The organism is Gilliamella sp. HK2, from assembly GCF_001690265.1.
Classification (GTDB): domain Bacteria; phylum Pseudomonadota; class Gammaproteobacteria; order Enterobacterales; family Orbaceae; genus Gilliamella; species Gilliamella apicola_C.
The window spans coordinates 191,787-215,506 of the sequence record NZ_LZGV01000095.1 but is presented as its reverse complement, the minus strand read 5'-3'; the positions used below and the strand labels follow the sequence as shown (position 1 = coordinate 215,506).

Sequence of the window (23,720 nt, the reverse complement as noted above, 5' to 3'; positions counted from 1 at the left end):
CCCAAACTTAGTACACAACTCACGTAGAAAATTAAGCAGCCTGTTTTAGTGTTTTGTATTCAATCGGTGTCATGTTATTTAGTGCCTCATACGGTCTTTCGGTGTTATAAAGGGTTAGCTATTCTTCGATTACCTTTCTTGCTTGTTCTAGATTATTAAATAGGTATAAATCGAGCACCTCAGTGCGATAGGTACGATTAAATCGTTCAATATAGCCATTTTGATATGGGCTACTAGGCTCTATATAATCAATGGTTATATCATGTGATTTAGCCCAGTTTATCCAAATAACGAGTCGCTCTACCTGCGGGTAAACTCACGCCAATATCAATGCCTAATGCCTCGTAATAATGACTGAATGATTTTTTTTAGCGCCTATGCCTACGTTTTACGTGCCTTTGTGGGCACTAAAGCTTTTTTATGATTTCTTCCTGGAGCTGTGATTTTAAACTTAGCTCAGCAAACATCTGTTTAAACTTACGGTTTTCGGCCTCCAGCTCCTTTAAGCGTTTAATATCCGACGTTTCCATTCCGCTCTATTTTTCCCGCCATTTATAAAAAGTTGAATTACCCATGCCCTATTTACGGCACAACTCTTTAACGGGAATACCTGCCTCTGCTTCTTTTAAAATAGATACGATTTGATGTTCAGTCATTTTTTTCATAATTGAATCCTCTTTTACTTTTATCAGAGAATTTTATAATTTTTTGCTGTACTATTTTAGGGGGTAGTTACAGGATTGCTGCGGGGAAAAATGCGGTTGAGAATAATAATTTGTGTGTTACCGATTCCTGTAAATATCGCTATGGTGATGTAAGAATGATAGGTGGTGGTGGTGCTATCGTTGGTGGGGTAGTAGTCGGTAGTGCAATTCTAGCAGAAGAAACGGAATCATTTCAAGAATAGTTGATGACAGGTAGAGATGGCGTTCTTATAAAATCTGATGATGATTCATCAAATGATAATAACTCGCCAAATAAAGAACAAGAAGACTCAAGCCCTGCTGTGGCAAACGGAGCCCCAGGATTACCGCCTGATGATGACGGAGATAATGATAAGCGACAAAATGAAAATAGCCAAAAATATCAAAAACAAAAACAACAAGAGCGATTTGACGAATTAAAAGATATCTACGATAAAAATAACCCTACCACAGATTTAAAAATTGATGGACAATTAATTAGGCAAAATGGTGGTAATCGTTATACAACTCGAATTTACGAAAGTCAAAATTTGACCGATAAACAAATATATAATTATGCGGAGGAACTAGCTGGACAGCCATTAACCAAAGTTAGAGATGGTATTTATACAGCACGATTACAAGATGGTACAAATATTACATTAAGAAATGTGTCGAGTTCTAATACTGGTGCACGTTGGACCGTTGAAATAAGAAATAGTCAAGCATTAGCTAGGTTATATAGGGGATTGCATGATAAAGTTGAAATTAAATTTAGATAAATATTTTATAAAGAATCAAGAAGAATACAATGAAATAGTTGAATGCTCTAGATTACAGTCTTTTAATGGGTTATGGGCATATACTTCACCAAATATGCTTTCAGCTCTAAAATCTAATGAAGAAAAATTTCCATTTCAAGAGAGAAAAGAACTCTTTTTTTATTTTGTGAAAAGATTATTAAAAGAAGGTCGGCTTAAATTAGCAAAAAATGGTCAGTTATTAGGAGGCTCAATCGATGAACAAGTCAAACTGTTTTATGATGCTTTTCCAAAAACAGAAGACGGCATGTTTGATAAACAAAAACTGATGGATGATTATTGGTTTTTTGATGAGTCTTGTCCAGCAGAAGCGGTGTGGGTTAATGAAGATGGTTCGTTAGAGTGGACTTAGTTTGCTGAGTTGTTTAAGCTTCTTGTAAATTTTGGGCATTAAATAGTTAAGGGTGATAGTTAATTTGTTAACCTGACATACCTTATAAAACTTTTATTTATTTGGTGGCAGTTAACACTGTCACCAAGTCCTCTAATAATAACTGAAGAATAATAGTTTTAAATTGATTTTTACACATAGTGCACTTGTTTTTGCCTATTCAAAATACAAAATAACACGCCAATCTACCGTTTTACTCACAAAAATTGGTCAGAAAAGATATTGATTTTATTTGGTTTTTTATTTTAAGAATGATAGCTAAGAATAACATGAACTCTTTTACAACATCATCGACCTAAAAGGTGTAAATACCCCAAACTTAGTACACAATTCATGTAGAAAAACATTAGGAATTTTTACGGTTATTGGTTATGAGGTGATAGATGCAAGTATAAATAATAATTCACCAAATAAAGTATAAGAAAACTCAAGCTCTACTGTGGTAAACGGTGTCCCAGGATTACCGCCTGATGATGACGATGATAAAAGTGATAGGAATAACATCTCAAGAGATCCTAATGAAATTAAAAATACTTATAATTCTATTAAAGATTCACCTAATTATCCAAAAGGGTTTAGAGATGTACAAACTGGAACAGTTAATAATACAGTTAAAGATAAACCTTTGTTGGAACAATTAAGAAAAATTGAATCAGGGCGTTGGAGCAAGGTTTATAAAGATGGATATGACGCTACAGGAAAATAAAGTATCAATTCACTATTTTCGTAGCCAAAGTGGTAGAGTTTTTAATGTGAAAGTCAAAACAGATTGGAGCAATTTATAAAATGAAGCTATATTACAGTATTGATAAAGAGCAATCAGAAAAGTTTGTTGATCTTTTTTTATTAGGCACTCTATATGCGTTAAAAAATAAAGTAATTTCGATTGATGAGGCAGAGGGGTTTATTTTTACTCCAAAAGTATCAAAATTATTATCCCAAAATAATTTTACAAATGACTTATCAAACCTAATTATTGATGGTTGTGAGCTTGAAGACTATGAAAGCCTATTGCCTGATAAATTAGACGATAGAATTGATGAATTAATTGTTAATGTAATAAATATGATTAGAAAACAGCCTGAATTTGGTCGATTAATTAATAAAAATATTTCTATTCATACTTCTGAAGCATCAGGTAGTAACCATTATCCTAAATAGCACAGAAAAAAGTAGAAAGTTCTCTATGCTAAAAGTAAGAGGGAATTTAGTTATAAAAAATGACTGAACATCAAACCGTATCTATTTTAAATGAAGCTGAGGTTGGTATTTCCGTTAAATAACTGTGCCGTAAATATGACATGGTGTGTCAGTTCAAACTTAATCTGACACGCCTTATAAAATTTTTATCTATCTGGTGGTAGTTAATTTTTCTATCAAATCCCAACCAAAATAAAACGGTATAGACTCCTGAATTATTTTTACAAAACGAAGCTGTAACTATCCTCTAACTTCCGCTTTAAAGGCAATGCCAACTTTAGCCGAGAGCGAGAAAATGCGGACGGTAGTGCTTGGACAGAAAGCGTGATTGATGCCAAAAACAAGCTCACCATCAAAACGGGCAACGATACTAACCTCATCGGCGGACAATTAAAAGGCAACACGGTCAACATGGATGTGGGTAACAACTTAAACATCCAATCACTGCAAGATACGGACGGCTATGATTACGAAAAAATCAGTGCTTCGGTCAGTGGTAGTGGTGGCTTTAGTGCCAACGGCTCATTATCGAGTATGGACATCGACAGCAAATGGGCAAGTGTCACCGGCCAATCGGGTATTTTTGCCGGCAAAGGTGGTTTTGACATCAAGGTAGGTAACAACACCGACCTAAAAGGAGCGGTAATCTCCTCAGAAGCAAAAGACACCAGTAAAAACCGCCTTGATATAGGCACAATCAGCTTTAGTGATATCAAAAACAAAGCCGAATTTAACGTCAGCCATATCTTGGTCAGTGGAGGCACAGGTGGCGCGAGCGCTCAAATGGCGTACCATAACAGTGAAAAAGATTCAAGCATTACCCATTTAGCGATAGAGCAAGGTCAACTCATCATCCGCAATCAGGACAAACAACAACAGGATATCAACGCATTAAGCCAAGATACCGAGAATGCGAACCACACGCTAAAACCGATTTTTGTAATGGCACAACTTGCTCAATAGAAGTGAAAAATTATAATATAGAAAAATATTCTGATAATCTGATTAATAATATTTCTAAACAAGCCATTGAACGACAAAGACATTTACCAAATGGTATGCAACAACAAGTTCGGATAGATGTTAGAGGGCAGCATTTAACGCCAGCGTTAGAATTTAAAATAATACAAGGAATCATTCGAAAATCTAACGGAATCATTAAACGAGAACAAATTGAATGTTTAAAAGATAAAAGGTAATTAAATAATGTTAATAACTATTGGTATTAGAGGTGGGAGCTCTGTATTTATTCTAGGTACGGACAGTGATATGAAATTATTTTTTGATTGTATTTCATATTATCTGCAACCCAAATACCCCGAAGAAAATTGGTCTATTTTAACAGACCGTTTATATCGTCGATATTTAAAATTAGAAGAGCTAGATACGGCTGAATCTTTAATGAAATTGGTTGAGGAAGAGTTTAAACAGTTAGATAGAGAAGCCATTGATTGGGGTCCTATTTTATCAGGTAAAGCCAAAAGTGATTTAGACAGAACAAAATCAACTTTATATGATATTTTTAATGGTTATTTTTATGCATTTCATTATTGTGTTGAATCTGCCAAAATAAATTATGAGGGCTTTAAATCAGATCCGGATTATGAGTATGAACCAGTAATGGTGGCTATAACTACATTACCTTACTCAATAAGTTATAAATATATACCTTTATCTGTTTTTGATAACTTAGGCGCGGATGAAAAGCCGATTTGGTGGACAGGAAAAATTCCTAAATAGCGAATGTTTTTTTGATTTATTGGTTTTCAGCTTTGGCAAGATATCGCTGAGCTGAAACCAACATCTCATAAAAAGGCAAGAAACAATCTAAAACAAGCTCAACAATAACCCAAAACCAAATCCAACCAAACAAAAAACCAAAACGAAACGGTATAGACTCCTGAATTATTTTTACAAAATTGGTTGTAATTATCCTCTAACTTCCGCTTTAAAGGCAATGCCAACTTTAGCCGAGAGCGAGAAAATGCGGACGGTAGTGCTTGGACAGAAAGCGTGATTGATGCGAAAAACAAACTCACCATCAAAACGGGCAACGACACTAACATCATAGGCGACCAATTAAAAGGCAACACAGTCAACATGGATGTGGGTAACAACTTAAACATCCAATCACTGCAAGATACGGATCACTATAAAACCAATTATAAGCGGGTTCGCCGACATTGAGCTGATGGCTGGATATCACCAGCGCAATACCCAAATCCGTATTACCTTAATAACGCATTGATATCGGCGAGTATAGTCTCATATTTTGGCGAGGATTAGTTATTATTAGGTTAAGTTGATATAAACGCTGATATAAAAGACAGAACAAGCGCCCTGTCTTTTATTTATCTATTTATTCTAGCGCTTTACCTTTTGTTTCAGGTATTAAAAAGACAAATGCAGCTGCTGATAATAAGTAAGCCGCTGAAAGTAATGCAAGTGCATAGCTAGTTGAGTATATTTCGGCTAAATAAGCGATAAGCACTTGGGATATTCCCGCGATACCTCGCCCAACGTTGAAGATAATATTTTCGGCGCTTGAGCGTGCATCAGTTGGATAATGTTCAGCAAGCAATGCACCGTATCCGCCCATCATGCCATTGACAAAAAAGCCAATGACTGAGCCAAATATGATTAATATCAACATATCCGTTTGATGGAAATAGAACCAAATCGAAACAGCTGAAATGAATAAAAATAGGATATAAGAAGGGCGACGGCCAAATTTATCACATAACCAGCCAAAAATTAAGATCCCTAATGACATGCCAATGGTGGTTGAAATGGTCCAAAACATGGTGTTTTTAAACGGTAATTTGAGTTCTGTTGCAATCATATTTGGCATCCAAACCATCAGCCCATAAAAGCCGAAGTTTTGTACAGCACAAGCAATGGTTAATCCTAGTGTTGTTGCTGTAGTTCGTGGAGTTTTAAATAATTTACCTATAGCAATTTGGTTTTTGTTTTGGTTTTTTAGATTTTGCCATATTTCTGGCTCTTTTAATCCATTACGTGTCCATGCAACAAATAGAGCAGGTAGAACCCCCATGGCAAACGCCCAGCGCCAACCATAAACTTCACCAATAAAGTTTACCGTTAGTGCAGCCAAAATGATACCGACTTGAAAGCCTAATGCCACAATTGATGTGGCTCTTGAACGTTTATGTTTAGGCCAGCTTTCAGAAACTAAGGTCATACCAATGCCGAATTCGCCACCAAGTCCAAGCCCACTTAAAAAACGGAATATCAAAAAACATTCATAGTTAGGTGAAATTGCACATAACCCAGTAAAGAGGGAGAATATCAAAATTGTCCATGAAAAGACTTTTACTCGTCCATATTTATCTGCAAGCACCCCAAATAAAATACCACCCAATACTGCGCCAAGTAAGGTTACTGATGTTAAAGTTCCTAAATCTGTTTTTGTTAGGTTAAAACTGACTGAAATTAGGTTAAAGCAGACGGCTAAAATCATCATATCCATGCCATCCAGTGCATAACCTACTGTGGATGCAAAAAGTGTTTTCTTTTGATATGGGGTTGTGTGTTCACTTTCAGCTTGCGTGGCGAAGTCTACGTCAGGTTTCATGTTTACCTCTAGTTATTAAAATAGATAGTTACTTAAAATTTGTGTTTTATGGTGTTTAATTTGTGATTAAACGGCAGGTAAATTATAGCGGGGCAAGTATATACTTAAAACTTATAAAAAGCCAAGTTTAAAGCTTTTAAATTGTATTTTTATCCACCTATTTTATTATCGGTGGATAAGTTATGTTATTCTTCAGTAAAATACCAATAGCCTTTGTTGACAAAATCATGCATTACTTGAAGTGTATTTTTGTCTTGTATCTGTTGGTAACATAGTGTGTCTGTTTTACAAAGCAGATCAATAATTGGCATAGGTAAATCAATTTTTTCACCATGAATGTAGCCAAAATCACCCACTTTAAGTATACGAATGCTGGGAACCCGATGTAACTGTGCGCCATTTTTTAGTAGTGATTCAAATTCATAATAATCGTATGGCGTTTCAACTGGGATAATATTTAAATCGTGCATAGGTATTGTAATATGCTTGCCAAACCAGTCGTTGAATAATTTGGGTGTTTTGATTAAGTCGATGAGTTGATCTTGTATTTTTGCAAGTTCATAAGGTTGGATTCGGTACGGATCGTCAGGTAGCTTCAAATCTTTATCTTGATAATAAATAGCTGTTGGTAAGTTATCAATGATATAATCGGCAAAGTTACTTAGCAATGTTTGCGATGTTTGCGTTATAAAACCGACAGAATAACTTAATGATTCACCAATTGATACGCCATTATGTGGACAACCTAGGGGGATGTATAAAATATCACCAGCGGTGATCTCTTCGTCAATGATTGGTTGATAGTCTTCAACATGCAATAATGCTTTGTGTGCACTATATTGCTTATAATTTTGATTGCGATCACCTACTTGCCAACGTCTACGCCCCATACCTTGAATAATAAAGACATCATAATTATCAATGTGTGGTCCAACGCCAGCACCTTGTGTTGCATAAGAAATCATTAAGTCATCAAATTGCCATTGTGGAAGGCATTTAAATGGTTCAATTAAGCGCGCTGCTTGCGTATGCCAATGATCAACGGCTTGAACTAGCAAGCTCCAATGATCTTCACCTAAGTCATCATATTGGGTAAATGGCCCAAATTGCGCGTCCCAGATACCATTTTTATTCGATACGATACGGCTATCTATCTCTTCTTCCATTGCTAGACCTGCTAGTTCATCAGGCGTAATAGGATCAATAAAATTAGCAAACGCTTTACGCAAGATTACAGGCTTTTTTTGCCAATAGTTTGTTAAAAAATCATCCCAATCAATGGCTAATTTATAATTCATTTAATTTTCCTTGCAGATTGAATAATTGACAAAAATTATACGTGGTTTTTTGTGCGATCTGTTCCAATGAAACACCTTTTAACACAGATAAATATTGTGCAACTTCACGAACATAAGCGGGTTGATTTTCTTTTCCTCGGTATGGAACAGGGGCAAGATAAGGAGAGTCAGTTTCGACCAAAATACGATCAAGCGGTACATATTTAGCAACTTCTCGCAGATTTTCGGCATTTTTAAAGGTGATAATCCCTGAAAATGAAATATAAAAACCAATGTCTAATAGTTGTTTTGCGGTTTCGATGTCTTCTGTGAAGCAGTGTAGTACACCTGAATAGACATGCTCGTCTTTTAATATTTTTAAAGTGTCTTGTTTAGCATTACGGGTATGAACAATAATTGGTTTGCTGTACTTTCGACCTAGTCGAATATGTTCTTTAAATATAGTTTGTTGTAATTCTAGGTTGTCTTGTTGGTAATAGTAATCGAGCCCTGTTTCTCCAAGTGCTACAACGTTGTCTTCTTGTGCTAAGATTTCAAATCTTTCCGCATCGTACGTTTCATCATCAAGGTTAAGCGGATGAATTCCACATGAAAACGAGCATTGATTTTTGTAGGGCAAAAGTTGCTTTTTCATCGATTCATAGCCCGATAATGTTGTTGCCACGCTTAAGCAGTGTTTAACATCGTTGTTGTTTGCTTCTTGTAAAACATCTTCGATAGATTTAGTACTAAAATCCAAGCTATCCAAATGACAGTGGGAATCAATTAAAAACATAAAGATCTCTTTTTATTTATCAGAAAGTTGTTCAAAATCACGAACGGGTTTGATTGTGGACCAAGAACGGCAAGCTGGGCATAACCAATAAATGGAATTAACTGTAAATCCACACTTTTGGCATCGATAATTGGGCACTGCTTTTATTTGTTCTCCCACCATGTTGCGTAAAAGTAAAAGACTTTGTTTTGCTTTGCCTTGTTCCGCATCAGCAACATGATAATCCATTAATCGATAAAATCCTTTTAAGTTAGGATGTTTAAGTAATTCACGATACATGTAGTATTGTGCTGCATCTAGACCTTTTTGTTTTTCAATAAGATCGGCAAGCATTAATTCAGCTACACTGCCAGAGTCTTGATCGACACATAATTGTAAAAATTGCTGAAATTCATGTTGGTTATTTAATTTTAAATAGCACTCTTTTAATAAAGGTAACGCTTCGCCAATAAAGGCTTTATCTTGCTGTAATATTTGTTGAAAACAGTTGATAGCTTGCTCTGTTTTATTTTGCATCATAAAAATTCGTCCTTGCATGAGCGAAGTTCGAGCGCATTTTGTGTCAGCGTTTGCTGATTTTTGTAATAAACTATTTGCTTTGTCAAGCTCATCATTAGCAATAGCCTGTGATGCTAATTCGCAGTAAAATTGTGCAATGTCGGTTTTATATTTTTCATTACCAAGTTTGACCAGTTTTGACGCCATGTTAATGGCATTTATCCATTCGCTGGTTGATTGATAGATGATGATAAGTTGTTGCAATGCGTATTGTTGGAAATCCTCTTCATCAATTAATTGTAAAAACATCTCTTCGGCACGATCGTAAAGACCTGCAACCATATAATCACGACCAAGTTGTTGAATGGCTAATAGTCGTTGTTCAAACGTTAAAGACGAGCTTTCTAATAGCGCTTGGTGAATTCGTATTGCTCTGTCAACTTCTCCCCGTGAGCGAAATAAGTTACCTAATGTTAAATGAGCTTCAAGCGTGCCTTCGTCTTCTTTTAACATGTCTAAGAAAAGATCGACGGCTTTATCTTTTTGGTTAGACAAAAGAAAGTTCAACCCATCTACATATTCACGAGATAGGCGATTAGATTGGTTTAGATGTTTTTGTTTAGCATTTCTGTCACCCATATACCAACCGTATCCAGCCGCAATAGGAAGTAACAGAAATAACAGTTCAAACATAGTAATCTGTTCTTAATGGTTTTTAGTTAAGTTTAATTGTTGATGATTAGCCATGCTTTCATCATATTTTTTTTGTAGCTTGTTCAGTTTTCGTTTTGTTGATGAATGCTGTAATTTAGATTTTATAAAGAAAATACCAGTTAAGATCCAACCAACAAGGAAACCAGAACCAAATAAAATGGCTAATAACACCGATAAGCGGATTTCAGTTTTAGCAACCAAATAATTAAATGTGACAATTTGATCATTGGACGAGCCTATCGCAATTGAGATAGCAAAGATGATAATTATTAATAAAATTGAGATAACAAATTTCATAATGTTGACCTTTCTTTTTTATTTTTAGTTAAAACGTTTTTGTTTATTATACCTGTTTATTTATACAAATTGCTTTGGCCAGTTAATCTATCTATCAAATATAGTGACGTTCGAAAATTACCTTTCTACTATATGCCATTTTCTATTACAAAAACAGCAGATTAATGAAATTATCCATGCAATTAATACGCTTGCTATTATATCAATAGGGCTGTGCATTCCTAATAATAATCGGCTGATTTCAATTAATATCGACCAAATAATCATAACCGATGTTATCACATAATGCTGTTTGAATTTCAGTAATAGCAAAGCTAAAAAAGCCCAAGTTACAGCAAATAAAGTATGCCCAGACGGAAATGAAAAACTAGTTTCATTTTGCCAGTGGTAAGATAACCAACTTGGGATTGTAGATGAATTTTTAAATAATTGCTGGATAAACTCTTTTTTTTCTGATGTCGTTTGTGAATAAAATTGTTGTTTACTAATATTAAATTCTTTTTCCATCCAAAGTACATAAGGCCTTGGTTCAGTTGTTTGTAATTTTAAAAAGTGTTTAATTATTTGCCCACTTAATATTGCGCTAACAAGAAGCAACCATAATAATATAATTTTATTTTTGGTTTTACTGGACTGTAATAGGCAAAAGACTAAAAATAAAATTGTCGATGTAATTATTGCCCAAGGAAAGCTTGCTGTTTCAGTTATTAAGAATAAATATTTAGATGTATTATTTAATGATGCTGGTTGCCAATGCCAATTTATGGCTATAATAATTAAAGGTGCAATCAAGAAAATAGCTAGTATGGCTATTGTTTTTTTTATTACTAAACCCATTTATAAACTCAATTAAGTATAATCTTGCTTAATATTTTAGCATAGAAGATAAATTTATTTTTATAAAATATTTTTTATGTTTTACTTAAAACGGAGACAATAATGCAATTAAAACGTGTTGCACAAGCAAAACTGCCAACGCCATGGGGATGTTTTACTATTGTTGGATTTGAAGAAATTGCAACAAAAAAGGATCATGCTGCATTAGTATTCGGTGATATATCCGATGATACACCAGTTCTTACAAGAATTCATTCTGAATGCTTAACTGGCGATGCGCTTTTTAGTTTACGCTGTGATTGTGGTTTTCAGTTAGAGGCAGCTTTAAAACAAATTGCAAAAGAAGGCAAAGGTGTTTTAATTTACCATCGCCAAGAAGGACGTAATATAGGTTTACTAAATAAAATTAGGGCTTATGCGTTACAAGATCAAGGTTTAGATACTGTTGAAGCCAATGAAAAGTTGGGTTTTGCAGCCGATGAACGTGATTTTACTCTATGTGCTGATATGTTGACGTTATTAGGTGTATCTCAGATACGTTTATTAACCAACAATCCAGAAAAAATAAGAGTGCTTGAACAGTCTGGAATTAAAATTACGCAACGTGAGCCATTGGAAGTTGGCGAAAATCCTAATAATGAACACTATTTAGAAACAAAAGCAAGCAAGATGGGGCACTTACTTCATTTGCATCACTGTCATTGTAAACATTAAGCTATTTGGTTAAATAGCGGTCAATTCATTTATGATTGAATGTTTATAAAACAGTAAAAGTTGTTAGAATAAAAAATCTCAAATGTTTTATATTTGAGATTTTTTTACAAAATGTAATATAAGAGCGATTTTAACTTATTGATCTTGTCTGTTTTACCAATAATTTTTTAATGTTAATATCAATCTTTATCACTGCGCAGCACGCCACCATTAGCGATCTGATCTTTTGATATTTCGTGCATGATAATTTGTACGGCTTCTGGCTTGCAGTTGAGGGTTTCAACAATAGCATTAGTGACGCGTTTTGCCATTTCTCTTTTTTGCTCTATTGTACGACCTTCTAAAAAGTCGATAACGACATTTGGCATAGTTTGCTCCTAGTTATTTATTTTAGCTAGTTGTTCATCCGTCAATGCAATTTCATCATTATGACATATGCCAATACCCGATTTTATAATTTGTTCAGCAATGGCTTTGGCTTCATCTAATGAGTGCATTTTATAAGTACCACACTGATATTCGTTTAATTCAGGAATCTGGTCTTGTGATTTTACAGCTAATACTGCATGCATTGATTTTTGCCATGCATCAACAACTAATTCCTCGTTGGGTTTGCCAATTAAGCTCATGTAAAATCCTGTACGGCATCCCATTGGTGAGATATCGATGATTTCAATTTTATCACTGTTGAGATGCTCACGCATAAATCCTGCAAATAAATGCTCTAATGTATGAATCCCTTTTTCAGGTAAATTGTCTTTGTTTGGAATAGTAAAGCGAAGATCAAACACAGTAATGTCATCGCCTTTTGGGGTTATCATTGTTTTTGCAATTCGCACAAAAGGTGCTTTCATTTTTGTATGATCAACTTTAAAACTATCTAATAAAGGCATAATATCCTCCTTGTTTTTTTGATACTCGTTATTTTAATCAACCTATTAATTAGCAACAATAAAATTTATATTTATTGAGCAATTAAATTTAGCATTTCCTGCTCGTCAATCACTTTTATTCCCAGTTCTTGGGCTTTATTTAGTTTAGATCCAGCGGCTTCTCCAGCAATAACTAGATCGGTGTTTTTTGATACGCTACCTGTTACTTTGGCACCGAGTTGCTTTAATTTGTTTTTGGCTTCATCTCGTGTTAAAACCGATAAAGTACCAGTTAATACTATAGTTTTACCTGAAAAAGGTGAATTAGAGTCAGATTTTTGTTCTTGTAGATTAAGATCTTGCCAGTGAATGCCAATTTCATTGCTGGTTAATTGTTCAATAACATCGCGATTATGCGGTTCTTGGAAAAAGTCTATAATGCTTTCTGCAATAACGGCACCAATGTCATTTACTGTTTGTAGCTGTTCAAGTGAGGCATTTTCAATCGCCGGTAAACTGCCAAGCTGGTTAACCAGATTCTCGGCTGTAACTTCACCAACATTGGGAATGCCAAGCGCAAAGATGAAGCGGTTCAATGTTGTATTTTTAGATGCTTCTAGTGCATTTAGTAAATTATTAGCAGATTTTTCGCCAACTTTATCTAAGCTACATAGCATTGGCAGTGTTAGTTTATATAAATCTACAGGCGTTTTAACATAATTTTTATCAACTAATTGCTCGATAAGTTTATCACCCATCCCATCTACGTTCATTGCTCGGCGTGAAACAAAGTGCTTTAAGGCTTCTTTGCGTTGTGCAGGGCAAATTAGACCTCCTGCACAACGTGAAACGGCTTGACCTTCGTCTCGAACTATTTGTGAGCCACAAATTGGGCAGTGCGTTGGAAATATGATTTCTTTTGTGTTTTTGGGTCTTTTATCTAATATAACAGCAACAATTTTAGGAATAACATCACCTGCTCGACGTATTGTTACATAGTCACCTTCACGGATACCTAATCGAGCAATTTCATCACTATTATGTAATGTTGCATTGCTGACAATAACACCCGCCACTGAAACAGGTTTAAGTCTGGCTACGGGAGTAATTGCTCCTGTGCGTCCAACTTGAAAGTCTACTTTGTTTAATTGTGTCACTTCTTCTTGGGCGGGAAATTTAAATGCGGTAGCCCATCTTGGTGCACGAGCAACAAAGCCCAGTTTATTTTGTTGTTCAATGCTATTGACTTTGATGACCACTCCGTCGATATCAAAATCTAATGACATTCGTTGTTCACCAATTTGTTTAAAATAGTCTAAAGCAGCTTGCGCACCTTGACGTTTTTCTACTTTATCACTTACTGGTAATCCCCACGCTTTAAATTGCATTAAGCGATCATAATGAGTGTTAGGTAATGCAACACCTTCGACAATACCTACACCGTAACAAAAAAATGTCAGTGGCCGTTTAGCGGTGATTTTAGGATCCAATTGTCTTAATGAGCCAGCGGCTGCGTTACGTGGATTGGCAAATATTTTTTCATTGCGTTTTTCTGCGTCTGAATTGAGTTTTTCAAATCCTTTATGTGTCATAAATACTTCACCGCGCACTTCTAATCGAGTTGGGATATTGTCTCCTTTTAAGATTAGCGGAATCATTTTTATGGTTTTTACATTTGCGGTGATGTCTTCGCCAGTTGTTCCATCGCCTCGTGTTGCGGCTTGTATAAAGTGCCCATTTTCATAAAGTAGGCTGACGGCAAGTCCATCAAGTTTGAGCTCACAACAATATTCAACATGTTCATTGTCATTAAAATGAAGACGATCTTTAACACGTTTGTTAAATGCAATAAAACCAGTATCATCAAAGACGTTATCAAGTGATAGCATAGGTATTTCATGCTTTATCGATGAAAATTGCTCTAATGGGGTGCCACCAACCCGTTGAGTTGGTGAATCGGGAGTAATAAGAGCTGGATATTGTTGTTCTAATGTTTGTAGCTGTTTTATTAATTTATCATATTCAACATCGGGAATTTCTGGGGTGTCAAGTACATAATAACAGTACTCATGATGCCTAATTAGGCTTCGTAGCGAGGTCAATTGTTCTGTTATATCTTCAATCGATTCAGTTAAATTTACTGGGTGTTCATTTTTATTCGATAGGGACATGATAATAGGCTCTTAAATTAAAACGTCGGGTTTGGGAATATTATTACAACTTTAATTGAAATAATGTATGACTAAATGAGATCATTTAAATAAACATTTTTCATCAATATTCATTCGCACTCACCAACCGTGGTTGGTGATTTGTGTTAAATTTACTGATAAATATTGATGTTGTGGTTAAATTTTGTTACAAGATTTTTTAATTCGCTCTTTGTAACTGTCGATTTTTTGTGGTGTCAGCATATGGTGTTCATCATCTAATACCACACCGTTGACATCATCCGCTATGCGTTGTGCTGTTTGTAACATTAATTTGAAGTTTTGCTGGTTGTTACCTTCAGTTGGAGCTATCATAAAAATAGATACCCCTGGAGTGGTAAATTCATGCATGGTTTCAGGATCCAGATATCCTGGTGTGACCATATTAGCTAAACTAAATAATATTGAGCCGTTACCTGCAGGATCTACATGGCGGTGAAAAATTCTCATATCACCAAATTGAAAACCTGATTGCATAATACTTGCAAGTAGTACATCACCTTGAAGTAATTTTCCATTAATACCGGTGACATTTAATACGATAATTTCGGTTGCGGGATCCTCTTCATTTATATCTAGTTTTTCAGGTTTGTTGTTATGGTTAATTTGATTATTGGTATCAATATTAACATCACCATCAACATCAACATCAACATCAACATCAACATGTTTTTCCTTGGTGGTTTGGATTAGATTAAGTTGTTGTTCATTTTCAAAAAGGTCATGATTTTCGTCGATAGCGGGTTCTTTTGCTACGTCTGTATTAATTTGGGGTAGCTCATCCCGATCAGTAAATAAATCATCTTGTTGTGGTATATTTTCTTTTATAGATTCATTGATAATTACTTTATTTTCAACGATTTCATTATTTTTTGTTGTTTTTGGAGTGAGTAAAATGACCTCATCCTCTTTTTCTATATCATTTGTAGGAAAGTTTTGATCTTGTTGCGCGCTTTGTGAAAATTTTTCTTTTTTATCTGAACTAAAAAGTGAAGATCGTTCCTTTTTATTAATCCAAAATCCATGGATGAACAATGCAATAATGACTAAGGATGCAACAACAACTAGAACAATACGTAAATTATCCATAATAACCATCTCTGTATTAAATTAAATATAGACTTAAATTATTCAATCATATTTTGAAAAAAATGATTATGGAGTATAGCAATGTAAATATTAATTTCTTTAACAATCTAGATTAATCTTCATTAAAGCAACCCCACCTAGTTTTTAGTATAACATTTTCTTTGAAATACGTTATAGCACTAAAAATTAATTAATATATATTACTTGATTTCTGACAATATTCATAATTATCAATATATATTTTTAATATCATAACTTAGTTCTTCATTTTTTAGAACTCCGTGCTATTAACTTGTAAAGTTACTTACAATTTATGCATATTTTTTGTAAAATCGCCAATTACGTTTAAAGATAAGATCTATTTTTAATAAAATAATTATTAAGTGTACTGAGGTCATTTTTATGAGATTTAATAAGCTATTATTAGCCTTGCCTGTGGCGCTTGCCAGCCTACTTTTACTAACAAGTTGTGATAATGGTAAACCGCAGAGGGGTTTACCAAAGGTAACTGTATTTAAGGTTGAGCCATTAAGTTATACATTAAAAATTAATTTACCAGGTAGAGTTGTCGCATCTCAAATTGCCGAAATTAGACCTCAAGTGAGTGGTATTGTTTTAAAACGTGAGTTTGATGAAAGTTCAAATGTTAAGGCAGGTCAGTCTCTTTATCAGATAGATCCAGCTATTTATCAAGCTAACTATGATAGTGCGGTAGCTAGTGTTGCTAGTGCTAAAGCAAATGCAAATATTGCTCAACTTACTCTTAAGCGTTATGCTGGATTATTAAATAGTAAGTCGATTAGTCAACAAGATTACGATAAAGCTGCCGCTGATGCTAAGCGAGCCGAAGCTGCAGTATTAGTTGCACAAGCTGCAGAGCATACAGCTAAAGTCAATTTGGATTATACGAAAGTGTATTCGCCGATTGATGGCTATATTGGTAAATCAAGTATTACCGAAGGCGCTTTGGTTTCAGCAGGGCAACCTTCCCCATTAGCATTAGTTCAACAACTTGATCCTATTTATATTGATATGACTGAAGCAGCAACTCGTTACAATAAATATCTTCAAGATGAAAATGTAATTTATGAACCAATTAAGAGCAATAATGTTGAACTCTTTTTCAGCGATGGTTCAAAATATCCCGAAGCTGGTACTATTAAATTCTCTGATATGACGGTTAACGAAACAACGGGTACTGTAACTTTGCGTTCGCAATTTTCAAATAATGATGGAAAGATTTTACCAGGTATGTTTGTTAAACCTAGACTAACATTAGGCATAATAAAAAACGCTATACTTGTTCCACAAAAAGGAATTACGAGTAATCAATTTGGACAATATACTGCAAAAATTTTAAAACCAGATAATACAGTAGAATATCGCCAGGGTATCCAAGTATATGCAGGAATAGGTGGCTACTGGATTGTAACAAAAGGGATTAATGCAGGAGAAGAAGTCATTATCACTGGATTACTTAATTTAACCGCTGTCGAAAAGCCAATTAAAGATGCCCCTCCAATGAAAGTAACAAAAATAGGTGATCCTGATAAGCTTTCGCAGGAGCAATTAGATGGTATTCTCCAAAATAGTATGAAATAAGGGTAGATTGAATTATGGCTAAGTTTTTTATTGATAGACCAGTGTTTGCATGGGTAATTGCTATCATGATGATGCTAGGCGGTGCCTTATGTATAAAGTTGCTGGCTGTTGAACAGTACCCAGATATTGCTCCCCCTTCTGTAACTGTTAGTGCAACTTATCCGGGTGCTGATGCACAAACTATTGAAAATACAGTAACTCAGTTGATTGAACAAAATTTAACAGGGCTAGATAACCTCATTTATATGAAATCAACCAGTAGTGCACAAGGCTTTGTTCAAACAACATTGACTTTTGCGCCTGGTTCTAATCCTGATTTTGCTCAAGTGCAAGTTTTAAATAAGATAGAGAGTATTAAGTCTCGCTTACCTGAGAGTGTGCAAAAAAATGGCGTATCTGTTGCTAAAAACAATACCAGCTTTTTAAAAGTTGTTGGTTTTTATTCAACTAATCCGAAAAAAACACAGGCTGATATAGCTGACTTTGTCTATTCTACTGTGCAAGATCAAATTCGACGAGTTCAAGGGGTGGGTGATACTCAATTATTTGGTTCTGAATATGCTATGCGTATCTGGCTTGATCCCAATAAATTAACCTACTTTAATCTATCAATTGAAGAAATTATTGCAGCCATTCAAGCGCAAAATGCACAAGTAACCGCTGGACAGTTAGGCGCTTTACCTGTAAATGAAGGGCAAGAACTTAATGCAACCATTACCGCACAATCGCGTTTAAAAACACCTGAACAATTTCAAAATGTTCTTGTTCGAGTTAATACCGATGGTTCTAACATTTTATTAAAAGATGTGGCAATCGTTGAAATTGGCGCGTCGGATTATAACTTTATTTCTCATTATAATGGCAATGTATCAGCTGGTCTCGGGATATATTTAGCAACGGGCGCTAACCAATTAGATACTTCGGTAAAGGTAGATAAAAAATTAGAAGAGTTATCTCAAATTTTTCCAGAAGATATTAAATATTCTTTTCCATATGATACAACTCCATTTGTTAAGTTATCCATTAACAATGTAATTCATACATTAATTGAAGCAATCATTTTGGTTGTTATTGTCATGTATGTGTTTTTACAAAATCTTCGATCGACACTTATACCTACCATTACTGTACCTGTTGTATTATTAGGGACATTTGCGATCCTCTATATTTGTGGATTTACCATTAACACCTTATCCATGTTTGCTATGGTACTTGCGATTGGATTGTTGGTGGATGATGCAATCGTTGTTATTGAAAATGTTGAACGTATCATGCACGATGAGGGGTTATCGCCTTATGATGCAACGGTTAAATCAATGGAGCAAATCACTTCAGCATTAGTTGGGATTGCTGTTGTTTTATCTGCTGTATTTGTGCCGATGGCGTTTTATGGTGGTGCTGCTGGGGGAATCTATCGCCAGTTTTCAATTACCATAGTAACGGCAATGGGATTATCAGTATTGATGGCGATTATATTGACGCCGGCACTTTGTGTGCAGATTTTAAAAGCGCCGTCTAAAAATAAAGTTAAGAAAACTTCATTAGGTGAGAAATTAGAGTCGGTCCCTCCATTTAGTTGGTGCTCAATAGGCACTAAACGCTTTTTTAAGTGGTTTAACAACTTTTATGATAAAAGTTTACGTTCTTATGAGAAAAGCGTTATTAAGGTTATCCGTAAGCCTATAATTGCTTTTGTTTGTTATGCTTTAATACTGGTTGGATTGTTATTCGGTTTTAACCGTTTACCTACAGGTTTTTTACCAAACGAAGATCAGGGCGTGCTTTTGGTTTTAGTTGAATTACCACCGGGTTCCACATTAGAGCAAACCATGTCAGTTTTAAATAAAACCTCTCGTTTTTATACTGAAGAAAAAGTAAATTCTGTTGAGGAAATATTTACTGTTGCTGGTTTTAGCATGGTTGGTCGTGGGCAAAATATGGGGATGGGTTTTATCCGATTAAAAAATTGGGATGAGCGCAAACGTGCCGATCAAAAAGTTAACGCTTTAGTTGGAGACGGCATGAGATTTGCGTCAACCATAACCGAAGGTCGTGTAATTGTAACTAATTTACCAGCAGTGCCATCTTTAGGTATGGCTAATGGTTTCTCTTATATGCTTAAAGACACTGCGGGATTAGGGCATCAAGCATTAGTTGCTGCGTTTTTCCAAATGCTTGAGCAAGCCTCTCATCATCCTGATTTGCAACAAGTACGTCCGGCTAGTATGTTAGATGTTCCTCAATATAAAATTAATGTTGATTTTGAAACGGCTCAAGCCCTTGGTGTCTCAGTCAGTAGCGTCAATACTGTATTATCAACCGCTTTAGGTTCTGCATATATTGATGACTTTGTTTATAATAACCGTGTAAAAAAAGTTTACTTACAATCAGAAGCACCATACCGTATGTTGCCTGATGATTTTAGTTATTGGCATGTCAAAAATAAAAATGGGCAAATGGTACCTTATGATGCATTTGCGAGCACATCAAAAACTTATGGTTCACCCTCTTTAGAACGTTATGATGGTGTAGCAGCAATGGGTATAAGTGGTTTAGCTGCGCCTGGGATGAGTTCTGGTCAAGCAATGACTGTGATGGAAGAATTATCAAAACAGTTACCAAAAGGTTTTACATTTGATTGGACAGACATTTCGTATCAGGAACGTCAAACAGGCTCACAAACAACGACACTTTATATTATTTCAATCATTGTGGTATTCTTGTCACTAGCCGCATTATACGAAAGCTGGACAGTACCTATTTCGATTTTGTTCATTATTCCTCTTGGTATTTTGGGAACGGTTTATGCAACGATGTTTAGAGGACTTGATAATGATATTTACTTTATCGTTGGTTTATTGACCACTATGGGGCTGTCAGCTAAAAATGCTATTTTGATTGTTGAATTTGCCAAGGATGCGCTTGAAAAAGAAGGTAAATCGTTAATAGATGCAACACTTGAAGCTTGTCGTTTGCGTCTACGTCCAATTTTGATGACTTCATTTGCCTTTATTCTTGGTGTACTACCGCTAGCATTAAATAGTGGTGCTGGTTCTGCAAGTCAAAATGCAGTAGGTACTGGGGTAATTGGTGGTATGTTAACAGCAACATTTTTAACTATATTTTATGTGCCGTTATTCTTCTTATTTATAACTAAATTATTTACTAAACATAAAAATAAAGCTGTGTTACCAACCAACTGCTCAAAAGCAAAAACTGAATAGTTAGTTTTAATGCATGTACCGAATTGCATATTGGGCATGCATTTTCAATGCGATATTAAGATAAAAAATACGCCAATTTATTGGCGTATTTTTTTGTCTATATTTTTTGTTTATAGATGTGTACCATTACTTGATATTTAGTATATGTTACTTACGGGACTGTATTAACTGTTGGCTGGTATGCGCGTGGGTAATTGCTATAGCTAAAGCGTCAGCAGCATCGGCTTGCGGGCTAGCTGGTAATTTTAATAATAATTTTACCATATGCTGTACTTGTTTTTTATCTGCAGCACCAGTTCCTACTACACACTGTTTAACTAAACGAGCAGCATACTCAAAAACTGGTAAATTATTATTAACCGCAGCGACAATAGCAGCACCTCTGGCTTGACCTAATTTTAACGCAGAGTCGGCATTACGAGCCATAAATACTTGCTCAATAACAAATATATCGGGTTGAAATTGGAGTATAATTTCACTGACACCTGCATATATCCGTTTTAAACGAGTAGGCAGATCATCAACAGAAGTACGGATACATCCACTGCCAAGATAGGAAAGTTGACGCCCAGTTTGACGGATTACACCGTAACCCGTCAAACGAGAGCCAGGATCGATGCCAAGAATAATGGCCATTAGAGCGTTGCTGCGACCTCGTCAGAAACTTCACCGTTATGATAAACTTCTTGAACATCATCGCAATCTTCGAGCATATCAATCAGACGTAATAATTTTGGTGCAGATTCAATATCAAGATCGACTTTTGTTGCTGGGATCATTGATACTTCAGCGGCTTCAGCAACTAATCCTGCTGCATCAAGTGCATCTTTTACTTCACCAAATGTTTCAGGTGTGGTAAAAACATCAATAGCGCCATCATCGTAAGTAACAACATCATCAGCACCTGCTTCAAGCGCAGCATCCATCACTTGATCTTCATTGGTACCCGTCGGATATGAAATAACTCCTTTTTTGGTAAATAAATATGAAACTGAACCATCAGTACCTAAATTGCCACCTGTTTTAGTAAAGGCGTGGCGCACTTCTGATACGGTACGATTACGATTATCACTTAAGCATTCAACCATGACAGCAGTACCAGCAGGGCCATAGCCTTCATAAATGATTGTTTCCATATTGCTATCATCTTCACCACCAACACCACGAGCAACGGCTCGATTCATGGTATCGCGGGTCATATTATTTGATAATGCTTTGTCCATTGCTGCACGTAACCGTGGATTTGACGCTGGATCGCCGCCACCAAGTTTTGCTGCGGTTACCAACTCACGAATAATTTTGGTAAATATTTTACCGCGTTTTGCATCTTGCGCTGCTTTACGGTGTTTGGTATTGGCCCATTTACTATGACCTGCCATAAAATTCTCCAGATTAAATAATTTTAAAATCGCTGTATTTTAACAAACTTTTACTTAAAATTCATTATCAATATGTCTATTCATGTTTGATAGATTGATTATAGTGATTTTTTAGTTGTTAGCAAAAAAGCGCCTTATGTTAAGGCGCTTTTTTGTCATAGTATAATATAAAACAATAGGTGATTAACTCATTCCATACTGTTTTAGTTTTTTGCGTAGTGTACCGCGGTTGATACCAAGCATGTTAGCTGCTCTAGTTTGATTACCACGTGTATATTGCATAACCATATCAAGGAATGGATGTTCAACTTCAGCTAACACTAACTCATAGAGATCAGTAGGGTCTTCACCATTTAATTGAGATAAATAGTTTTTTAAAGCTTGCTTCACTGAATCCCGCAAAGGTTTTTGTGTTATTTGGTCTTGAGAATTTACAGTCGTAAATTTAAGTGCTGCAGCTGTAACGCGTTGTTCTGACATAGTATTCTTAACTCTTTGGGTTATTTCTAATTTGACTAAAAAATGCTTTTAGTGTGCTTACTTGCTCACTTGTATTGCTAAGTACACTAAAAAAGCGCCTGAATTGATCGCTGTCAGCATAATTCTTGGTATACCAATTTACATGCTTTCTGGCAATCCTTAATCCTTTGTATTCTCCATAGAATTGATAAAGCTCATCAAGATGCGATAACACAACTTGTTCTACCTCATCAATACTTTTATTTTTTTGTAACTGTCCATGTGTTAAATAGAATGCAATTTCTTCAAATATCCAAGGTCTCCCCTGTGCCGCTCGACCGATCATTATAGCATCGGCTTGCGTATATTGAAAAACATCTTTTGCCTGTTCGGGTGTACAAATATCTCCATTGGCAATTACAGGAATCGTAACATTTTCTTTAACTGCCTTAATCGAGTCATATTCAGCCACACCGTTGAATAAGCATGCACGTGTTCTTCCATGAATAGTAATTGCCTTTATGCCACAATCCTGTGCAATTTGTGCGATTTCAATGCAATTTCTATGATCTTTATTCCATCCAGTCCGCGTTTTTAATGTTACCGGCACATCGACTGCGCCGACAACTTTCTGCAAAATATTTTTAATAAGTTTAGGATACTGCATTAAGGCAGATCCAGCCAATTTTTTATTGACCTTTTTTGCAGGGCATCCCATGTTAATATCAATTAATTGGGCGCCATGTTTGACGTTAAACTCAGCAGCCTTTGCCATTTCATCAGGATCTGAACCGACAATTTGTACTGCACGAATACCAATATCATCACTTGCTTTCATTCGCAAAGCTGATTTATCAGTATGCCAAACATCCGAATTTGCTAAAAACATTTCTGAAACTGTCATACCAGCACCAAATCGATAACATAAATTACGAAATGGTTTATCGCTGATTCCAGCCATTGGTGCTGCAATTAAATTATTCTTTAATTTTACTTCACCAATGCTAAGCAAATTAAGGTCGGCTATATTACGCATTTTTTTTCTAACTTAAAAGGGGGTAA

The 23,720-nt window shown here is 35.4% G+C and carries 24 protein-coding genes and 3 pseudogenes; 12 read left to right on the top strand and 15 right to left on the bottom strand.

What is annotated here, in order from left to right; genetic code table 11:
- Positions 1 to 31: 31 nt before the first annotated feature.
- Positions 32 to 665, bottom strand: a pseudogene (locus A9G45_RS15070) (integrase core domain-containing protein).
- 110 nt (positions 666 to 775) lie between these two features.
- Between A9G45_RS15070 and A9G45_RS14765 the strand changes: the two are divergent.
- The 9 genes and pseudogenes from A9G45_RS14765 to A9G45_RS15065 all read left to right on the top strand — a co-directional run.
- A complete protein-coding gene (locus A9G45_RS14765) occupies positions 776 to 907 on the top strand; it encodes a hypothetical protein (protein ID WP_255307152.1) in 132 nt (43 codons plus the stop codon).
- Between the two features lie 3 nt (positions 908 to 910).
- Complete coding sequence (locus A9G45_RS11155) at positions 911 to 1,465, top strand: hypothetical protein (RefSeq protein WP_176701649.1); 555 nt, start codon at positions 911 to 913, stop codon at positions 1,463 to 1,465.
- Entirely contained in the window at positions 1,437 to 1,856 is a 420-nt protein-coding gene (locus tag A9G45_RS11150) for a DUF596 domain-containing protein (RefSeq protein ID WP_065568154.1), read from the top strand. Before A9G45_RS11155 ends, A9G45_RS11150 begins: the two co-directional genes overlap by 29 nt.
- Positions 1,857 to 2,334: 478 nt before the next feature.
- On the top strand, positions 2,335 to 2,601 hold the full coding sequence (locus A9G45_RS11145; protein ID WP_065568153.1) for a hypothetical protein: 267 nt from the start codon (positions 2,335 to 2,337) through the stop codon (positions 2,599 to 2,601).
- 80 nt (positions 2,602 to 2,681) lie between these two features.
- On the top strand, positions 2,682 to 3,056 hold the full coding sequence (locus A9G45_RS11140; RefSeq protein WP_065568152.1) for a DUF3969 family protein: 375 nt from the start codon (positions 2,682 to 2,684) through the stop codon (positions 3,054 to 3,056).
- A gap of 300 nt (positions 3,057 to 3,356) precedes the next feature.
- Positions 3,357 to 4,058, top strand: a pseudogene (locus tag A9G45_RS11135) (hemagglutinin repeat-containing protein); the annotation flags it as partial.
- Positions 4,059 to 4,060: 2 nt separating this feature from the next.
- Positions 4,061 to 4,294, top strand: coding sequence for a hypothetical protein (locus A9G45_RS11130; RefSeq protein WP_065568150.1), 234 nt, complete (start codon positions 4,061 to 4,063; stop codon positions 4,292 to 4,294).
- A 7-nt stretch (positions 4,295 to 4,301) separates the two neighbouring features.
- A complete protein-coding gene (locus A9G45_RS11125; RefSeq protein WP_065568149.1) occupies positions 4,302 to 4,835 on the top strand; it encodes a hypothetical protein in 534 nt (177 codons plus the stop codon).
- Positions 4,836 to 5,093: 258 nt separating this feature from the next.
- Positions 5,094 to 5,282, top strand: a pseudogene (locus A9G45_RS15065) (hemagglutinin repeat-containing protein); the annotation flags it as partial.
- Positions 5,283 to 5,454: 172 nt separating this feature from the next.
- Here the strand turns inward: A9G45_RS15065 and A9G45_RS11120 are convergent.
- The 6 genes from A9G45_RS11120 to A9G45_RS11095 all read right to left on the bottom strand — a co-directional run bounded on the left by A9G45_RS11120 (position 5,455) and on the right by A9G45_RS11095 (position 11,109).
- On the bottom strand, positions 5,455 to 6,690 hold the full coding sequence (locus A9G45_RS11120) for an MFS transporter (RefSeq protein WP_065568148.1): 1,236 nt from the start codon (positions 6,688 to 6,690) through the stop codon (positions 5,455 to 5,457).
- Between the two features lie 185 nt (positions 6,691 to 6,875).
- Entirely contained in the window at positions 6,876 to 7,988 is a 1,113-nt protein-coding gene (locus A9G45_RS11115; protein WP_065568147.1) for a ribosomal protein uL16 3-hydroxylase, read from the bottom strand.
- On the bottom strand, positions 7,978 to 8,763 hold the full coding sequence (locus A9G45_RS11110; RefSeq protein ID WP_065568146.1) for a YchF/TatD family DNA exonuclease: 786 nt from the start codon (positions 8,761 to 8,763) through the stop codon (positions 7,978 to 7,980). The genes A9G45_RS11115 and A9G45_RS11110 overlap by 11 nt, the downstream gene beginning before the upstream one ends.
- 12 nt (positions 8,764 to 8,775) lie before the next feature.
- On the bottom strand, positions 8,776 to 9,954 hold the full coding sequence (lapB, locus tag A9G45_RS11105; protein WP_065568145.1) for a lipopolysaccharide assembly protein LapB: 1,179 nt from the start codon (positions 9,952 to 9,954) through the stop codon (positions 8,776 to 8,778).
- 12 nt (positions 9,955 to 9,966) lie between these two features.
- Entirely contained in the window at positions 9,967 to 10,272 is a 306-nt protein-coding gene (locus A9G45_RS11100; protein WP_065568144.1) for a LapA family protein, read from the bottom strand.
- A gap of 117 nt (positions 10,273 to 10,389) precedes the next feature.
- Positions 10,390 to 11,109, bottom strand: a complete 720-nt coding sequence (locus A9G45_RS11095; RefSeq protein ID WP_065568143.1) for a phosphatase PAP2 family protein — start codon at positions 11,107 to 11,109, stop codon at positions 10,390 to 10,392.
- A 102-nt stretch (positions 11,110 to 11,211) separates the two neighbouring features.
- On the opposite strand from A9G45_RS11095, the gene ribA reads away from it, so the two are divergent.
- Positions 11,212 to 11,823 (top strand): GTP cyclohydrolase II, encoded by a 612-nt coding sequence (gene ribA / locus A9G45_RS11090; protein WP_065568142.1) that lies wholly within the window; start codon positions 11,212 to 11,214, stop codon positions 11,821 to 11,823.
- 179 nt (positions 11,824 to 12,002) lie between these two features.
- Here ribA and A9G45_RS11085 read toward each other — a convergent pair whose 3' ends face one another.
- The 4 genes from A9G45_RS11085 to zipA all read right to left on the bottom strand — a co-directional run bounded on the left by A9G45_RS11085 (position 12,003) and on the right by zipA (position 15,994).
- A complete protein-coding gene (locus A9G45_RS11085; RefSeq protein ID WP_065568141.1) occupies positions 12,003 to 12,191 on the bottom strand; it encodes a 2-hydroxymuconate tautomerase in 189 nt (62 codons plus the stop codon).
- Positions 12,192 to 12,200: 9 nt separating this feature from the next.
- Positions 12,201 to 12,716, bottom strand: a complete 516-nt coding sequence (gene luxS, locus A9G45_RS11080) for an S-ribosylhomocysteine lyase (protein ID WP_065568140.1) — start codon at positions 12,714 to 12,716, stop codon at positions 12,201 to 12,203.
- Between the two features lie 71 nt (positions 12,717 to 12,787).
- On the bottom strand, positions 12,788 to 14,818 hold the full coding sequence (ligA, locus tag A9G45_RS11075) for an NAD-dependent DNA ligase LigA (protein ID WP_065568158.1): 2,031 nt from the start codon (positions 14,816 to 14,818) through the stop codon (positions 12,788 to 12,790).
- A gap of 225 nt (positions 14,819 to 15,043) precedes the next feature.
- Positions 15,044 to 15,994 carry a cell division protein ZipA gene (gene zipA, locus A9G45_RS11070; protein WP_065568139.1) on the bottom strand — a complete coding sequence of 317 codons (951 nt, stop codon included), beginning with the start codon at positions 15,992 to 15,994 and terminating at the stop codon, positions 15,044 to 15,046.
- 402 nt (positions 15,995 to 16,396) lie between these two features.
- Between zipA and A9G45_RS11065 the strand changes: the two genes are divergently transcribed.
- Both A9G45_RS11065 and A9G45_RS11060 read left to right on the top strand, forming a co-directional pair.
- A complete protein-coding gene (locus tag A9G45_RS11065) occupies positions 16,397 to 17,596 on the top strand; it encodes an efflux RND transporter periplasmic adaptor subunit (RefSeq protein WP_065568138.1) in 1,200 nt (399 codons plus the stop codon).
- Between the two features lie 14 nt (positions 17,597 to 17,610).
- On the top strand, positions 17,611 to 20,820 hold the full coding sequence (locus tag A9G45_RS11060; protein ID WP_065568137.1) for an efflux RND transporter permease subunit: 3,210 nt from the start codon (positions 17,611 to 17,613) through the stop codon (positions 20,818 to 20,820).
- 147 nt (positions 20,821 to 20,967) lie between these two features.
- On the opposite strand, the gene ruvC is transcribed toward A9G45_RS11060, so the two are convergent.
- The 4 genes from ruvC to dusB form a co-directional block, all read right to left on the bottom strand.
- On the bottom strand, positions 20,968 to 21,456 hold the full coding sequence (gene ruvC, locus A9G45_RS11055; protein ID WP_065568136.1) for a crossover junction endodeoxyribonuclease RuvC: 489 nt from the start codon (positions 21,454 to 21,456) through the stop codon (positions 20,968 to 20,970).
- Positions 21,456 to 22,199, bottom strand: a complete 744-nt coding sequence (locus tag A9G45_RS11050; RefSeq protein WP_065568135.1) for a YebC/PmpR family DNA-binding transcriptional regulator — start codon at positions 22,197 to 22,199, stop codon at positions 21,456 to 21,458. The genes ruvC and A9G45_RS11050 overlap by 1 nt, the downstream gene beginning before the upstream one ends.
- A 183-nt stretch (positions 22,200 to 22,382) precedes the next feature.
- Entirely contained in the window at positions 22,383 to 22,679 is a 297-nt protein-coding gene (gene fis / locus A9G45_RS11045) for a DNA-binding transcriptional regulator Fis (RefSeq protein WP_034883623.1), read from the bottom strand.
- 7 nt (positions 22,680 to 22,686) lie between these two features.
- The gene (gene dusB / locus A9G45_RS11040; protein WP_065568134.1) at positions 22,687 to 23,694 is read right to left on the bottom strand and encodes a tRNA dihydrouridine synthase DusB; all 1,008 of its coding nucleotides are present in this window, start codon (positions 23,692 to 23,694) and stop codon (positions 22,687 to 22,689) included.
- Positions 23,695 to 23,720: the final 26 nt, after the last annotated feature.

Bases quoted from the DNA above. Each gene is read 5' to 3' on its own strand.
- A9G45_RS11120 (WP_065568148.1), bottom strand. From the start codon at position 6,690: ATGAAACCTGACGTAGACTTCGCCACGCAAGCTGAAAGTGAACACACA.
- A9G45_RS11095 (WP_065568143.1), bottom strand. From the start codon at position 11,109: ATGGGTTTAGTAATAAAAAAAACAATAGCCATACTAGCTATTTTCTTG.
- A9G45_RS11155 (WP_176701649.1), top strand. From the start codon at position 911: ATGACAGGTAGAGATGGCGTTCTTATAAAATCTGATGATGATTCATCA.
- A9G45_RS11110 (WP_065568146.1), bottom strand. From the start codon at position 8,763: ATGTTTTTAATTGATTCCCACTGTCATTTGGATAGCTTGGATTTTAGT.
- A9G45_RS11115 (WP_065568147.1), bottom strand. From the start codon at position 7,988: ATGAATTATAAATTAGCCATTGATTGGGATGATTTTTTAACAAACTAT.
- A9G45_RS11125 (WP_065568149.1), top strand. From the start codon at position 4,302: ATGTTAATAACTATTGGTATTAGAGGTGGGAGCTCTGTATTTATTCTA.
- A9G45_RS11085 (WP_065568141.1), bottom strand. From the start codon at position 12,191: ATGCCAAATGTCGTTATCGACTTTTTAGAAGGTCGTACAATAGAGCAA.
- ribA (WP_065568142.1), top strand. From the start codon at position 11,212: ATGCAATTAAAACGTGTTGCACAAGCAAAACTGCCAACGCCATGGGGA.
- zipA (WP_065568139.1), bottom strand. From the start codon at position 15,994: ATGGATAATTTACGTATTGTTCTAGTTGTTGTTGCATCCTTAGTCATT.
- A9G45_RS11100 (WP_065568144.1), bottom strand. From the start codon at position 10,272: ATGAAATTTGTTATCTCAATTTTATTAATAATTATCATCTTTGCTATC.
- lapB (WP_065568145.1), bottom strand. From the start codon at position 9,954: ATGTTTGAACTGTTATTTCTGTTACTTCCTATTGCGGCTGGATACGGT.
- A9G45_RS11140 (WP_065568152.1), top strand. From the start codon at position 2,682: ATGAAGCTATATTACAGTATTGATAAAGAGCAATCAGAAAAGTTTGTT.
- A9G45_RS11050 (WP_065568135.1), bottom strand. From the start codon at position 22,199: ATGGCAGGTCATAGTAAATGGGCCAATACCAAACACCGTAAAGCAGCG.
- A9G45_RS11060 (WP_065568137.1), top strand. From the start codon at position 17,611: ATGGCTAAGTTTTTTATTGATAGACCAGTGTTTGCATGGGTAATTGCT.
- ruvC (WP_065568136.1), bottom strand. From the start codon at position 21,456: ATGGCCATTATTCTTGGCATCGATCCTGGCTCTCGTTTGACGGGTTAC.
- luxS (WP_065568140.1), bottom strand. From the start codon at position 12,716: ATGCCTTTATTAGATAGTTTTAAAGTTGATCATACAAAAATGAAAGCA.
- A9G45_RS11065 (WP_065568138.1), top strand. From the start codon at position 16,397: ATGAGATTTAATAAGCTATTATTAGCCTTGCCTGTGGCGCTTGCCAGC.
- A9G45_RS11150 (WP_065568154.1), top strand. From the start codon at position 1,437: ATGATAAAGTTGAAATTAAATTTAGATAAATATTTTATAAAGAATCAA.
- fis (WP_034883623.1), bottom strand. From the start codon at position 22,679: ATGTCAGAACAACGCGTTACAGCTGCAGCACTTAAATTTACGACTGTA.
- dusB (WP_065568134.1), bottom strand. From the start codon at position 23,694: ATGCGTAATATAGCCGACCTTAATTTGCTTAGCATTGGTGAAGTAAAA.